This window comes from Janthinobacterium lividum, assembly GCF_011601275.1.
Classification (GTDB): Bacteria; Pseudomonadota; Gammaproteobacteria; order Burkholderiales; family Burkholderiaceae_D; genus Janthinobacterium; species Janthinobacterium lividum_E.
In genome coordinates, this window is sequence record NZ_JAAOLY010000007.1 from 189,613 (window position 1) to 204,608 (window position 14,996).

A 14,996-nucleotide genomic window follows, 5' to 3' on the forward strand; every position below is an offset into this window, starting at 1 on the left:
GGCGCCATGGCGCCAGCCCACGCTACCCCATTGCTCGCATTATAAATGAGAATCATTATTATTTGTCTATGCGCGTGCGTGCAGTAGGGGTATGCGGTGGCCGCCAGCGTCACGCAGTCGGCGGGCAAGACAGCAGGCGCTGCCAGACGTCGTCTTGCACCTGCCGCACATGCCGCAGGCCGTCGGGACCACGATAGATGTCCAGCGTGTTCGGCCACGCCATATCGATGAACAACTGCCGTGCAGGATCGATCAGCAGGGACTGCCCCACATAGTTACCCTTGATCTCGCCCTTGTTCACGGCCAGCAGGCGCCCGCCGCCCGCAAGCGACCGCTCGTCCAGCGCCACGCCGCTGCGTTCGGCCACGTCGCGCAGCCAGCGCTCGCGCCAGCGCGCCTGTTCCTCGAACTGCCCCGTGGGTGGACGGTCGAGCTTGACGACGGCCGCCACGGGACCGCCTATGCCCGCCTGCAGCGAAAAGCCCATGCGTTCCTGCAGTTCGACCGTGTAGGCCTCGCCCTTGACGTCGATCTGGTAGCGCCCCGTCCCGTCCTGCACCAGCAGGTTGGCCTGATGATAGGCAGGCTTGACGCAACTGGCGTACTGAGAAACGAGCACGTCAAGGAACGGCGGTGCGGCCGGGGTGGATGCCGCCATGGCGGGCGACAGGCTGGCACACAGCGCGGCAGCGGCCACGCATTGCATCGTATTCATTCTTGCTCCGGTTGTTGCACAATTTTCTCAATGGTGGAATTGGCAAGATCAGCACTGTACCTGATGGGGAGAAAACAGCCCACACGGCACCGAACGACAGGCCCTGGCGCACGATTCAATTGAATCGCGCTTGTTAAATCACTATTTCTAAGGTGTAATCTTATAAGTAAATCATTGAATTAATTGCAAGCACACTCATCTCGCCACACGGAGTTCCAATCCATGTCCGAATTGGTCCAAGCAAGCGCTTCGTCGTCAGCCGGTGCAGCACCCGTCGCCAACGGCTACAGCCAGGCCACGCGCCTGCTGAAGCTGAGCACGCCGCTGGGCCCGGACAAGCTGCTGGCTGAATGCGTACGCGGCGAGGAAGGCCTGGGACTGGGCTATGTCTTCCACATCGCCGCCCTGTCGCTCGATGCGGCCATTCCCCTCAAGTCGCTGATCGGCCAGCCCATCCTGCTGGAATTGCGCACGGCCGCCGGCGCCGAGAACTGGCGCCCTTTCCATGGCCATGTCACCGCGGCCGAGCTGGCGGGGGCGAACGGCGGCTTTGCCCGCTATAACCTGACCATGCAGCCATGGACGGCCTTCCTGGCGCACGGCCGCGACAGCCGCGTCTTCCAGGACCTGGCGGTACCCGACATCCTCGAAGTCGTCTTTGCCCGCTACCAGGGCCAGGGCATGCTGGCGCCAGCCTGGCGCTTCGACCTGCTCGACCGCGCGGCCTATCCGAAACGCAGCATCTGCAGCCAGTACCAGGAAAGCGACTGGGCCTTTGCGGAACGGCTGATGAGCGAGGAAGGCCTGTTTTATTATGCCGAACACACGGGCGACGCGGGCAGCGCCAGCCTGGGCAGCCATACCCTCGTCATCGCCGACCACAACGGCAGCTTCAAGCCCAACGTCCAGTCCAGCGTCGCCTACAGCCAGCCAGGCGCCGTCATGCCGCAAGACACGATGGACCGCTGGCGCATGCAGCTGCGCCAGCAAACCAACGGCATCGAGCTGTCCAGCTGGGACTACCGCACGCTGGGCCAGCGCCCCATCAGCGCCGCCGGCGCCAGCGACGGGACGATGGCACTGGTCAGCCGCGACGCCCCCGGCGCCTATGCCTACCCGTCGCGCGAACACGGCCAACGCCTTGCCGAACGCCAGCTGCAAGCGCTGGCGGCGGCCAAGGAAGTGTTTGTTGGCGCCGGCACCGTGCGCACCCTGGCGCCCGGCACCACGTTTACCCTGAGCGGCCAGGCGCAAACGGACGCGGCGGGCGACGCCGACGCAACGACCTTCCTCGTCACCCGCACGGTGCACCTGATGCATAACAATCTCGATGCGGAGCTCGGTGGCGGACTATTGCAGCGCTTCGGCCGGGGCTTGCTGGAAGCATTGATCGGCGACGAAGCGGCCGGCAGCCTGCATGCCGTCGGCGACGCCATCAGCGAACGCCCGCCCTACCGCAACCGCATCGACGCCATCCGCAGCAAGGTTCCCTACCGCAGCACCTATGCCAACGACCACGGCCAGCTGCTGCATCCGCGACCCAGGATCATGGGGCAGCAGACCGCCATCGTCGTCGGCCCGGCCGGCGCCCAGCTGCATACGGACCGCGACCACCGCATCAAGGTGCAATTTCACTGGCAGCGGGGTGCACAAAGCCATAGCCGGCTCGCGCATCCGGCCGCCGACGGCCACACGGGCGCGCCCGGCGACGACAGCGCCGGCACGTGGGTGCGGGTGGCAACCCCGCTGGCGCCCGTCGCCGGCGCCAACTGGGGCAGCAACGCCCTGCCACGCGTGGGCCAGGAAGTGCTGGTCGACTTCCTGGAGGGCAATATCGACCGCCCCGTCGTCATCGGCACGCTGTACAACGGCCGCGGCCAGGAAGATGCGCAAAACAACCAGGTCACCCAGGGTACGGGCGCGGCGACGGGCAATGCACCCGCCTGGTTTCCCGGCCAGGCAGGCGCCCATGCCCACCCGGCGGCCTTGTCGGGCATCAAGACGCAGGCATTGCAAACGAGCCAGGGCGGCGGCGGCGCCTACAGCCAGCTGGTGTTCGACGACAGCCCGGGCCAGGGCCGCGTCGCCCTGCAGCGCCACGCCGGTCCGCATCAAGGCACGGCCGAACTGAACCTGGGCCATCTGCGCCACCAGAGCGACAACCAGCGGCTGGCGCCGGCCGGCTTTGGCGCCGAGCTGAAAACGGAACACAGCGCCGCCCTGCGCGCAGGCGCGGGCCTGCTGCTGTCGGCGCATGGCCGCAATGGTGGCGCGGGCAGCCAGATGGATGCGCAGGAAGCGCTGGAGCAAATCACGCAAAGCTTGCAACTGCAGACCTCGCTGGCTGAGCAGGCGCAGAAACATTTCGCGCTCGAGATGCCCAGCCCGGACGCTGCCGGCGCAGCCGCACCAGTTGCCGCCGCCACGCCGGATCAGCCGGAGACGCCGCCCCAGGCCGCCCAGCTCCCCGCCTTAGCCCAGATGCAGCACAGCATCGAAGTGCTGGGTGCGACGGCTGCTGGCCGCGCCGCAGCCCAAGGTCAGAGCGAGGGCCAGCAGGCGGCGGGCGGCGAGGGCCAGGCCAGCGCGTATAGCGACCCGCAACTGCAATTGTCCAGTCCGTCAGGCATCGCCGCCACCACGCCGGCCAATGCCGTGCTGGTCGCCGGCGGCAATGGCAGTCTAGCGGCGGGCGCCGATCTCAACTTTGCCGCGCAGGGCAACAGCTTCTACGCGCTGGGCAAGGGCATCAGCCTGTTCACCTACGGCAAGGCCAGCAGCAAGGACAAGCCGAACCAGGAAACCGGCATCCGCCTGCATGCGGCCAGCGGCAAGGTCAGCAGCCAAAGCCAGTCCGATGCGACACGGCTGACGGCGGACAAGGCCATCACCGTCAGCAGCACCGCCAAGAGCGTCACGGCGGCGGCCAAGCAGCACATCCTGATGACGGCCCAGGGCGCGTACATCCGCCTCGAAGGCGGCAACATCATGCTGCATGGCCCGGGCAAGATCGATTTCAAGGCCAGCATGAAGGAATTGACGGGGCCGGCAAGCAGCCAGCCCACCTTGCCAGCGCTGCCGAATGCGGCCGACCTGGGCCGGGCAGTTGAACTGAACCTGCATTATGGCGATCTCGAACCAGTCATTAACTCCCCCTACAAAATCACGTTCGCCAATGGCACGTCACTGAGTGGATTACTCAACGACAAGGGCCATGCCCGTCTTGAAAACATTCCTCCCGGCGCATATCACATTGAATATGGCGAGGACCAGCGCGACTGGGTGGCGCCGCCATTGGTAGCGGAACCTCGTCTGCAGCAAGCGAGGCAGCAGCTGAAACAGGCATCCGCATTGCTGGAAGCGGCCAGGAAAACCAGTAAACCGGACCCCCAACCATGAGCCAGAACTTTGTCGATGAGATTGTAGAGTTTTTCAAGGACCTGATCCTGGGCGACTTCGAGGATGACCAGGGCAAGGCCGCCATGATCGTCGGCGGCGCCATTTCCCTGATCCCCGTGGTTGACCAGGTGATGGACGTGCGCGATGTCTCGGGCATGATCTACCGCGTCGGCAGGAAAGGCGTATCGCGCGCGACCCGCGATGACTGGGTCGACATGGCGTTGGCGGCGTTCGGCTGCATTCCGGAAGTCGGCAGCCTGTTCAAGACCATCATCAAGCCGCTGCGCAAATACCGCAAGGAGGTTGGCGCGGCGGCCGCTGGCGGCAATGTCATGATCGAAGCCATGCTGGGCAAGAGCAAGGGCGCCGCGATCAAATTCCTGAAAACCTTCCAATGGGCGCAAAACACCCAACTGGCAATCAGCACGGCCATGAGCGCGCTGGACAACTGCGTGCAATTGCTCAGCTACCTGTCGACCAGCCATTGGTGGCTGCCGTCGGACTTGCAGCATCTGGCGCGCGACATGAAGCCGCAAGTCGAAGCGGTGCGCGGCCCGCTCAAAGCCGGCATTGCGCAAGGCGCCAAGGCGCTGCAGGACTTGATCGAAGACATGCTGGGTGAAGACGCGTTATGGGCAGCAAAAAAAATCGCCGTCGCCGCCGGCACCGGCGCCAATACGGCAGCCAGACACAACCACAAGCCAGGCAACACGCATCCGCACAGCGCCAACGCCCAGTTCAAATCGCCCGCGATCAGCACCGATAAAAAAACCAAGGGCGTGGATGCCAAAGCAAAAACCAAAGAACGGGACTCGCCGGGCAAGGGAAAGGAACACAAACCCGTGGCCGACTCGCACCGCCAGAGCAGCGACGGCGGTACCGCGCCGGTCAAGAATACGTCGCGGCCGATTCGCGAACTGCTGTCAGAAATCAAATTTGGGCCGCGGGGACTGGTCGGTGAGCACATGGCAGACTACTACCATATGGATCATGTGCTCAAGAAAACAGGTGACTGGCCGCATGGCAACATCCACGGTCAATGGCGCAGCAAATATCCACGCATTGTCGGCCCCGACAGCAAACACAAGCGGCCCACCGAACTGGTGCCGGAAGATCTCGCCAAGGTGACGCTGTCAGGCGTCGATACGATCTGGCAGACCGACACGACTACCTATCACTTCATCGAAGCCAAATTTACCGAGAGCGTGTACAGCCTGCACGGGCGACTGAAAAAGAATATGGCAAATGGGAAAATCCCGCGTGCACCGGCATCGTTAAATGACCGACAATTAACTTTATGGGCGTTGCTTGGGGAGCCTAAAAAGGGAACACAGATGGGAAAAAAATGGATTACCAAAAGCACGAATAATCCTGCAATGGTCACGTCCAGCAATTTCAAAAACCGCTGGGTATATCTGATGCTTGGAACTGCCGCCCTGACCAATCCATTTGTTACAGCAGCACATCCCATAGGGAAACTTAAATTAAACGCCGCACCAGGAATTTTCGAACACATGGAAGCAATATGGGAATTGATGAAATCAAACGACCATTACAATATAAAAATACATGACAAACACAAAAAAACGCATGGAATAACTGATGAATTTGACCATCTGGAAATTGATCGAGTAGCAGATTTGCGTGAAGTAGCAACAAAATTGTCTTCCGAAAAACCGGCGGGACAAGAAAAAACTAAAGATAAACAGGAAAAACCGAAGTCCCCCAAACGAAAGCCTGGGAAATAAATGCATAATATTCCGTTGCATGATCGCCGCCGCCAGCAATTCATTTACCAGGAACTGTATGAAAAAACCCTGGAAAATTCGCTTGCACTGATAAAAGTCCAACAGGAAAATAAGGAATCGGCTGAATCCGCGGCAGATCTCAGTCTGGCTTACAATTTTTTGTATCTTGAAAACTTCTGGATCTGGCTACTGGATTACACTGCGGGCATGCCCATAGAGGACCTCGCACCACGCCTGTCTGACATCGTGGACAAGTTTGCGCAGTGGAATGAAGTCGATCAAATCCATCAGAAGGAAATATTATCGGAATATCCCGAATATGGCCCATATAAATATCGGGCAGCACCAAATTTTGGCGACCTTGCCGATTATGAAGATACTCTGCAATTACTAAGTATCGCTATATTATTGCGTGACCAGCGTTCGGTAAATCGCATCATACGCATACTAAGCAGCCACCGTGGACAGGATGGTTTGTTCGAGGAACTGATTAGCGCCTATGTGGACGATTCGATCACGATTGACACTTGCGTACTTGGCAAACCGTACGATGTCTTGCTGCAGACAGTTTATGAAGATGATGAAAATTCGGTACGAAATTTACTCAAGAATTATTTGAAACAATGGTACCCGGCGATGAAGGACCATCCTCGCTGGTACAACGGCCACATCAGAATCAGCGATGAAGGCTACGCGCCATATTATGGTTACTGGGCATTTGAAGCAGCTGCAATGGTTTTTGTTTTTGACTTCGATGACAGCGGCATAGACCATTTGGTCTATCCAAAAGACCTCGTTGACTATGCGCGCAAGTTACGTAAAGAAAATCGATACACGAGTATCGATGGGGAGGATGCGACGGGTGTCCGCCGTATCGAAGGAGGCCAGCTCTGCCAGCAAACCGGATTCTGGGAAACACCAGCAAAGTTAAACAGCCGCAGTCACTTCGTGGAGGGTCAGGTGATGCCCGTTTTTGATGATACGGCATACGGAAAAACAATTTGGCATTGGAGTAAAGAACAATAATCAACCGGCTAACTCGCACAACCGAACGTTTTAGCTGCTTACCGTGAACCGAAATCCAAAGAAGTCATGCTGAAATCTACACCAAACAAGAAAAATGGTACTTCGCCATGAAAAATAGCGTCTTTCATGAACGGCGTCGGCAACAATTTCTTTATGAGGAACTTTACAATAAAACACGGGAAAATCAACTTCTCCTGATTAAAGTAGGACATGATAATGAAAAAGTAGCAAGTACGACGCAAAGTAAAAATTCGATTTATCAGTTCTTGCATCTCGAACTATTTTGGCTCTGGATGTTGGACTACACCGCAGGCATCCCAATTCATGAACTAGCTCCGCGCATGACTGCCATTGTTGATGCATTTGAAAAATGGAACGATGTATATCAATTATTTCAACAGGATGCTGCACTTGATTTTCCAGAATTTGGGCCTTACGACTATATCGGTGCCCCGCAATTCTCCAATCTTTTTGAGTACGAAAATACGCTTCAATTAATTAGCATTGCCATTTTACTGCGAGACCAGCAATCGGTCATGCGCATCATTAATGTACTACGTAGTCACCGTGGGCAAGATGGCTTATTCGAACAATTAATTGGAGGATATGTCGAAGAAGAAATAACTCTAGACAGTTGCGTTCTTGGAAAACCCTATGACACGCTGCTGCAGGTATTTTATGAAGAAGATGAAAGTGCCACGCTCAATCTTTTGAAAAGTTATTTGAAATTATGGTACCCAGCCATGAAGGATCATCCACGCTGGCATGATGAACATTTGCATATCAACGAGGAAGGTTATTCCGGTTATTATGGTTACTGGGCATTCGAAGCAGGCGCAACAGTCTATCTACTCGATCTCGATGATAGCGACATCAATCACCTGGTCTATCCAAAAGACCTTGTGGACTACGGGCGAAAATTACGTAAAGAAAACCGTTACACCAGTTTATATACGAAACTGCAGCACAATGTCCGCCGTGTTGAAGGGGGAAATCCGTGCCCCCAAACTGGCTTCTGGGAAACCTCAGCAAAGGTACACAGCCGTAGCCATTTTGAGCAAGGCCAAGTCATGCCTGTTTTTGATGATGCGGCATACGGTGAAACCATCTGGCATTGGAGTGAACAACAATAGCCAATATTTCATCTCATACAGCCAAGAATGTTAGGAATTTACATTGAACGCAATGTCCGACAACATCTTGCAAAAATCTGCACCAAACAAGAAAAATGGTACTTCGCCATGAAAAATAGCCTCTTTCATGAACGGCGTCGTCAACAATTTCTTTATGAGGAACTTTATAAAAAAACACAGACAAATCAACTTTCCTTGATCCGGGAAGGAGAAGAAAACAGAAAGGATGCATACTCGATAGGTGAAAGTTCCTCCGTTCATCATTTCCTGTATCTGGAATTACTATGGATATGGATGCTTGACTACACGGCAGGCATAGCCCTTGATCAACTGGTGCCTCGAATCGCCGATATCGTGGAAAAATTTGAAGAGTGGAACGAAGTGGATCAAAGGTATCAACAGGAGTGTGCGCTGAAGCTGCCTGAATATGGTCCGTATAAATATTCCGGGGCGCCCGATTTCTCGACACTTTCCGACTACGAAGACACGCTGCAACTGCTGAGCATTGCCATTTTGGCGCGCGATCAGCGTTCGGTCCAACGTATCATTCACGTACTACGTAGCCATCGCGGTCAAGATGGCCTGTTCGAGCAATTGATCAGTGCTTATGTCGACAACGTCGTCGAGCGCGATACCTGTGTACTTGGCGCCCCTTATGACACCTTGCTACGTGTGTTTTATGAAGAAGATGAGACGGCCACACTCAGCTTGCTCAAAAAATATTTACAACAGTGGTATCCGGCAATGAAGGATCATCCACGCTGGTATGACGAGCATCTTAGAATCAGCGAAGAGGGCTATGCCGGCTATTATGGCTATTGGGCATTTGAAGCCGGAGCTGCAGTCTTTATTCTCGATCTGGACGACAGCGCTATCGATCATCTGGTCTACCCTAAGGACTTGGTCAATTATGGCTGCAAGTTACGCGCGGAACACCGTTACACAAGCATGGATACGGACTTAATCAATAAGGCCGGTCGTGTTGAGGGAGGCCAACCCTGCCCCCAAACTGGCTTCTGGGAAACCCCGGCAAAATTACACAGCCACAGCCACTTCGCGCAAGGCCAAATCATGCCCGTTTTTGATGATGCGGCATACGGTAAAACCATCTGGCATTGGAGTGAAGAACAATAACCAATTTTTCATCTCGCACGGCCAGCGACTGCCCCAGCGCCAAGGCTTTGGAATTGTGCGCCTATGCCAGCGAGGCCTGCCCGCAGGCCGGTCGATGGCAAGCGCTGGACATTCCACCGCAAACCCGACGATTTGAGCAGGGCGAGATCATGAGCAATCTGGACGCCGCCTATGGCTTAACGGTGTGGCGCTTCTTGAACGCATGAAGAAACGACGCAGTGGAAAGCGAAAAAATGAGTGAAGCGGACAGTTTTCTTGACAATGATGATATCAAAGGATTTGCCTCCGATCTCAGGGAGTGGCCGAATTCATCTTATGGAAATGATCAGATCACACATAATGTCAGCCCTTTTGTCAGCTTTTATTTTCTCTACGACAGCAAGCATCATCTTGATACATCACTGCAAATGGTGGATATACATGAGCAATTTGAGCGCTTGACGGGAAACCCCTATCTTATTGGCACGCACCCCGATTCGGAACGGCCTTACCCTTACGGCTCAAAACGTTTGCCAGATCTCCGTGAATTTGCCCGAAAAACAAAAAAAGAAGACTATTTCGCCTTCAATTTTACCGATCAGAAAAATCATATTTCCTCTCCTGCCACGGCAGGATATTTTTGGAAAGTTCGGAACTATATGAACGACGACGCGGTGCCATCAAACAGAACCTATTCATCGATTCAGTTTTACTATCGTTGGTCATGGTGGCTCGAAAATAAAGACGCCTGGAGACAATTTGTCCTTCAAACGGCTGGAATACTTGATGCTGCGCAGGTATACAGCGGCTTTGCCATGGCGACGCCGTTGGCGTATGGCTCCCGGTCAGAAGTCTCTGTCTGGGAACGTGCTCTGACACCTCATTTCTACGGGCTTGATATCGATGATTATCTCGGGATGCACGGTGAACTGGCGCTAGGCATCCGCCCCCCCACGTGGGGCTTTCTGCTGTCGGATACCTGGCGCGAAAAACTGGATATCACCCGTGACCAAGTTAAGTTCAACCTCAATCATCCGAACATAAAAATAGAAGAACTTGGCATGGGGCAGTGGATTGAATTAGGCGACGAACCGTCGCTTTATCCGGTCGAAGATGGTGTCCCGGCGCTGCCGGTATTACTAAACAAATTACTCAAGCCAATACGTCATGATCATATGGGCCTGCTAAGCGGCGCCCAGTGGGACGGCGATCCAAACGAACGCTTCAACGATACCGACTCGTTACGCTGGATGCGACGCTTCGACGCCGACAGCGACTGGCCCAGCGCCGAATTGCGCCAGCGAGCAGCAAAAACGACGGGAAAACAATGATCACCGCCCCGTTCGACGTGCGGCGCCGGCAGAAATTTCTCTACGAAGATCTTTACCATAAAACGCGAGAAAATCAACTTTCACTAATTAAAGGTCAACTTGACAACAAAAAAGTGGCCGAATCAATACAAAGTCAAACTGTCATTTACCAGTTTTTGTATCTGGAAGCGTTATGGATCTGGATACTCGACTATACGGCAGGTGAGCCGATTCTTGCACTGGCGCCGCGCATTGCAGGCATCGTGGATAAATTTGAAGAGTGGAATGAAGTCGATCAACTCTATCAACAAGAATTGGCGCTCGATTTTCCAGAAGATGGGCCATATGAATACGAGGGTGCGCCGCAGTTTTCCACCCTTTCCGACTATGAGGACACACTACAACTGCTCAGCATCGCCATCCTGCTGCGCGATCAGCGTTCAGTGCGACGTATTATTCACGTACTGCGCAGCCACCGTGGCCGCGATGGGCTGTTCGAGCAATTGATAGGCGCATATGTCGAGGACAGTCAAGACCTGGACACCTGCATTATCAGCAAGCCCTACAACACCCTGCTGCAAGTATTCTATGAAGAAGACGACAACTCTGCCTTAGCCCTGTTCCAGAAGTATTTGAAACAGTGGTATCCGGCCATGAAAAATCATCCACGCTGGTACGATGAGCATCTCAATATCAACGAGGAAGGCTATGCCGCGTATTACGGCTACTGGGCCTTCGAAGCGGGGGCGACCGTCTTTATACTCGACCTGGACGACAGCCAGATCGACCATCTGGTCTATCCCAAAGACCTGGTCGATTATGCGCGAAAACTATGGGAAGAAGGCCGCTACACCAGTCAGGAAACAGAACCACTGATACACAAGGAACGCGTCGAGGGCGGCCAACCCTGCCCCCAAACTGGCTTCTGGGAAACCCCGGCAAAATTACACAGCCGTAGCCATTTTGAACAAGGCCAAGTGATGCCTGTTTTTGATGATGCGGCATACGGTGAAACCATCTGGCATCGGATTGAAGAACAATAGCCAATTTTCCATCTCGCACAGCCGGCGACTGGCCCAACGCAAAGCTGCGTCAGCGGAGGAGCCATTCTACGCCAGCGAGGCCTGCCCGCAGCTGCAACGTGGCCGACTCGCACTGCCAAAGCAGTGACGGCGGCACCGCGCCGGTCAAGGAATTATCTCGCCAAGGTAACACTATCAGGCGTCGATACGATCTGGCAGACCGACACGACCACCTATCACTACATCGAAGCCAAATTTACCGAGAGCGTGTACAACCAGCATGCGCGCCTGAAAGATGGGCATAGAATGGCTAGGCAACAGTGTCGATAGCCCCTCAATGCTAGCCCCCGGCAATTTAAAAGGCCGCTGGGTGTATTTGATGCTGGGTACCACCGCGCTATCCAATCCATTGGTGACGGCTCGCCACCCGAACGGCAAGCTCAAATTAACGGCAGCGCCTGGGGTTGTCGATCATCTTGAGGCGACATTGGAGTTGCTAGCATCATGTGATCATTGCAACATAAAGATACATGACAAACACAAGAAAACTCACGGCATAAGCGATATCTTCGACCATACTGCGATTGATCGCATAGAAGACATTCGTAGGTTTGCAGAAAAAAGTAAAACGAAAAATTCCGGTACTCAAAAAAACATCAAGAAAGAAAAGAAAAAATAAACCGACCATCTTTACCTAGAAAAAAAGCACCTAGCCATGGGAAATTTACCTTTTCATCAGCGACGCAGACAACAATTTCTGTATGAAGAGCTTTACAAAAAAACACGAAAAAATCAATTTTTGCTAATTGAAGGAGGAATTGAAAATGCAAAAATTGCTAAGACAATGAAACAAAATGCTACGACTCACCAGCTTTTATATTTGGAAACATTCTGGCTCTGGATGCTCGACTATACCGCCGGGGAGCCTATCGATTCGCTAGCGCTGCGCATAGGGGGCATCGTCGATAAATTTGAAGAATGGAATGAGGTTGATCAACTCTATCAGCAGGAAATGGCAATTGAGCTTCCAGAGTTTGGACCGTACGAATATGAAGGAGCACCAGAATTTTCCATTCTTTCCGACTACCAAGACACGCTGCAGTTACTCAGCATTACCATCCTGCTGCGCGATCATCAGTCCGTCAAACGCATCAGCCACCTACTACGCAGCCACTGTGGCCGCGATGGCCTGTTTGAGCAATTAATTGACGGATATGTGGACGATGGGCAAGCACTTGACACCTGTATCCTCGGCAAGCCCTATGACACGCTATTGCAAGTGTTCTATGAGGAAGATGATAAAGCTGCGCTCGACCTGCTTCAGCAATACCTGAAACAGTGGTATCCGACTATGAAAAATCATCCACGATGGTACAACGGGCATCTGAGAATCCGGGACGAAGGCTACGCACCCTATTACGGTTACTGGGCATTTGAAGCAGGTGCGACAATTTTTTTACTTGACCTTGGCGACAGCCAGATCGATCATCTGGTCTATCCCAAGGACTTGGTCGATTATGCACGCCAACTGCGGAAAGATGACCGATATACCAGTCTGGCCACAGAACCACTAATGTGCAAGGGGCGCGTCGAGGGCAGCCAGCCCTGCCCTCAAACTGGCTTCTGGGAAACCCCGGCAAAATTACACAGCCGCAGCCACTTCGCGCAAGGCCAAATCATGCCCGTTTTTGATGATGCGGCATACGGTAAAACCATCTGGCATTGGAGTGAAGAACAATAACCAATTTTTCATCTCGCACGGCCAGCGACTGCCCCAGCGTCGAGCTACGTCACCGTACGAGCCTTTGGATTTGCGCACCTATGCAGACCGGACAGTGGTAAGCGCTGGACATTCCGCCGCAAACCCGGCGATTTGAACAAGGCGAGATCATGAGCAATCTGGATTCCGCCTATGGGTTGACGGTGTGGCGCTTCCTGAACGCATGAAGAAACAACGGCGTCGCAGATGTTCGAGACCATCGACCTGATGCTCGACTGGAAAAGCCCTTTAAAAGCCGAGCCGAACTAGAGCCGCGCAACCCAGAAGGTGTATCTGGGCACGCCGCCCACGCGCCCGCAGCGGTTCAGTGAAGTCTTCCCATTCTGGCCCCGCCCGCGCGGCAGCCTGGCGCCCGATCTGGTGATTCTGGAATACCGGCAAAAGCCGTGGGAAATCGACAATGTGTTTGCGGCGGTGGAAACCAAGTTTCCGAATGATTGGGTGAAGAAAGATCAGATGAGAGACTATGTGGAGCTAATGACGCCCAAGAGCGGAATCGCAAGGAAAAAAATCGGCCAGGAACGGGTCGCATTGCTGCGTGTACCGGAAGATTGCATAGGCGTCGCAGCGAAGGAACCTAAAGAGAAAAAGCGCGTACAGGAAACCGGATTGAGGAATAAACGATGAGCACAACGGAACGTTTTTTTACTGCCGAAGATGTAGAGGGAATGGTTGCTGACCTCAAGGAATGGCCAAACATGTCCTGTGACGATGGAAATCAAGATCTAGGTGTGTCTCCTTTCATTACTTTCTATTTCCTCTACAACACTAGCTATCACCTTGATACATCACTGCTGATGGTGGGTATTCATGAGGAATTTGAGCGCCTGACAGGTAATCCCTATCTTATCGGCACGCATCCCGACTCGGAACGTCCCCACCCTTACGGGTCCAAGCGCTTACCCGATCTGCGTGACTTTGCTCGAAAAACAAAAAAAACAGACTATTTCGCCTTCAATTTTACCGATCAGAAAAATCATATTTCCTCTCCCGCCTCTGCTGGATATTTCTGGAAAATGCGGGACTATATGAATGACAATCCCGAACCGTCAAACAAGGTTTACTCATCCATTCAATTCTACTATCGCTGGTCATGGTGGAAAGACAACAAGAATGCGTGGCGGCAGTTTGTTCTGGAAACCATGGAAAAACTGAAACCTGATCAGGTTTACAGCGGCTTTGTGATGGCCAATCCGCTTGCATTCGGCACCCGCTCGGAAGTCACCGTATGGGAACGCTCTCTGGCACCTCGATTTTTTGGCTTGGACATTGACTATCCTTTTTCCATGAGTGGTTCGCTGGCAGTCGGTATCCGCCCGCCAACCTGGGGCTTTTTGCTATCGGATACATGGCGCGAAAAATTGGATCTCAGCCGCGACCAGATAAAACTCCGCCTGCAGCATCCGCGAATCCGGATCGACGAGCTCGGCGCAGGTTTATGGATCGAACTGGGCGAAGAACCGTCGCTCTACCCGGTAGAAGAGGGCGTGCCTAAATTGCCGGCGCTGCTCAACAAACTGCTCAGGCCAATCCGCGACGACCACATGGCGCTGCTGGGCTTTGGCCAGTGGGACGGCGACCCCAACGAACGCTTCAACGACGCCGACTCGCTGCGCTGGATACGGCGCTTCGACACCGACAGCGACTGGCCCAGTGCCGAGTTGCGTCAGCACCGCGATGACGGTGGCTCGGATGGCGCCGCGCCAGCGGAGGAGCCATTGGGAAATAATAGATCTAAGGGAAAATAACA

Annotated in this window: 12 protein-coding genes; 11 read left to right on the forward strand and 1 reads right to left on the reverse strand. The window is 54.2% G+C overall.

Going from position 1 to position 14,996, the window contains the following annotated elements; genetic code table 11:
• Window positions 1-109: 109 nt before the first annotated feature.
• Window positions 110-715: a hypothetical protein gene (locus GYK42_RS13155; protein WP_166447867.1), complete on the reverse strand. Its 606-nt coding sequence runs from the start codon at window positions 713-715 to the stop codon at window positions 110-112.
• Between the two features lie 222 nt (window positions 716-937).
• Here GYK42_RS13155 and GYK42_RS13160 point away from each other — a divergent pair, with 222 nt between their 5' ends.
• The 11 genes from GYK42_RS13160 (at window position 938) to GYK42_RS29075 (ending at window position 14,994) form a co-directional block, all read left to right on the forward strand.
• Window positions 938-4,114: a type VI secretion system Vgr family protein gene (locus GYK42_RS13160; RefSeq protein ID WP_166447868.1), complete on the forward strand. Its 3,177-nt coding sequence runs from the start codon at window positions 938-940 to the stop codon at window positions 4,112-4,114.
• Window positions 4,111-5,862 carry a hypothetical protein gene (locus GYK42_RS13165; protein ID WP_166447869.1) on the forward strand — a complete coding sequence of 584 codons (1,752 nt, stop codon included), beginning with the start codon at window positions 4,111-4,113 and terminating at the stop codon, window positions 5,860-5,862. Before GYK42_RS13160 ends, GYK42_RS13165 begins: the two co-directional genes overlap by 4 nt.
• A complete protein-coding gene (locus tag GYK42_RS13170; RefSeq protein WP_166447870.1) occupies window positions 5,863-6,888 on the forward strand; it encodes a PoNe immunity protein domain-containing protein in 1,026 nt (341 codons plus the stop codon).
• A gap of 107 nt (window positions 6,889-6,995) precedes the next feature.
• Window positions 6,996-8,021 carry a PoNe immunity protein domain-containing protein gene (locus GYK42_RS13175; RefSeq protein ID WP_166447871.1) on the forward strand — a complete coding sequence of 342 codons (1,026 nt, stop codon included), beginning with the start codon at window positions 6,996-6,998 and terminating at the stop codon, window positions 8,019-8,021.
• 108 nt (window positions 8,022-8,129) lie between these two features.
• A complete protein-coding gene (locus GYK42_RS13180) occupies window positions 8,130-9,155 on the forward strand; it encodes a PoNe immunity protein domain-containing protein (protein ID WP_166447872.1) in 1,026 nt (341 codons plus the stop codon).
• A gap of 233 nt (window positions 9,156-9,388) precedes the next feature.
• Window positions 9,389-10,465 (forward strand): type VI immunity family protein, encoded by a 1,077-nt coding sequence (locus GYK42_RS29070; protein ID WP_205711386.1) that lies wholly within the window; start codon window positions 9,389-9,391, stop codon window positions 10,463-10,465.
• The gene (locus tag GYK42_RS13190) at window positions 10,462-11,487 is read left to right on the forward strand and encodes a PoNe immunity protein domain-containing protein (protein WP_166447873.1); all 1,026 of its coding nucleotides are present in this window, start codon (window positions 10,462-10,464) and stop codon (window positions 11,485-11,487) included. The genes GYK42_RS29070 and GYK42_RS13190 overlap by 4 nt, the downstream gene beginning before the upstream one ends.
• 274 nt (window positions 11,488-11,761) lie before the next feature.
• Window positions 11,762-12,145 carry a hypothetical protein gene (locus GYK42_RS13195; RefSeq protein ID WP_166447874.1) on the forward strand — a complete coding sequence of 128 codons (384 nt, stop codon included), beginning with the start codon at window positions 11,762-11,764 and terminating at the stop codon, window positions 12,143-12,145.
• Between the two features lie 36 nt (window positions 12,146-12,181).
• On the forward strand, window positions 12,182-13,207 hold the full coding sequence (locus GYK42_RS13200) for a PoNe immunity protein domain-containing protein (protein WP_166447875.1): 1,026 nt from the start codon (window positions 12,182-12,184) through the stop codon (window positions 13,205-13,207).
• Window positions 13,208-13,513: 306 nt separating this feature from the next.
• Window positions 13,514-13,873 carry a VRR-NUC domain-containing protein gene (locus GYK42_RS13205; protein WP_346768091.1) on the forward strand — a complete coding sequence of 120 codons (360 nt, stop codon included), beginning with the start codon at window positions 13,514-13,516 and terminating at the stop codon, window positions 13,871-13,873.
• Window positions 13,870-14,994, forward strand: a complete 1,125-nt coding sequence (locus tag GYK42_RS29075; RefSeq protein ID WP_205711387.1) for a type VI immunity family protein — start codon at window positions 13,870-13,872, stop codon at window positions 14,992-14,994. The genes GYK42_RS13205 and GYK42_RS29075 overlap by 4 nt, the downstream gene beginning before the upstream one ends.
• Window positions 14,995-14,996: the final 2 nt, after the last annotated feature.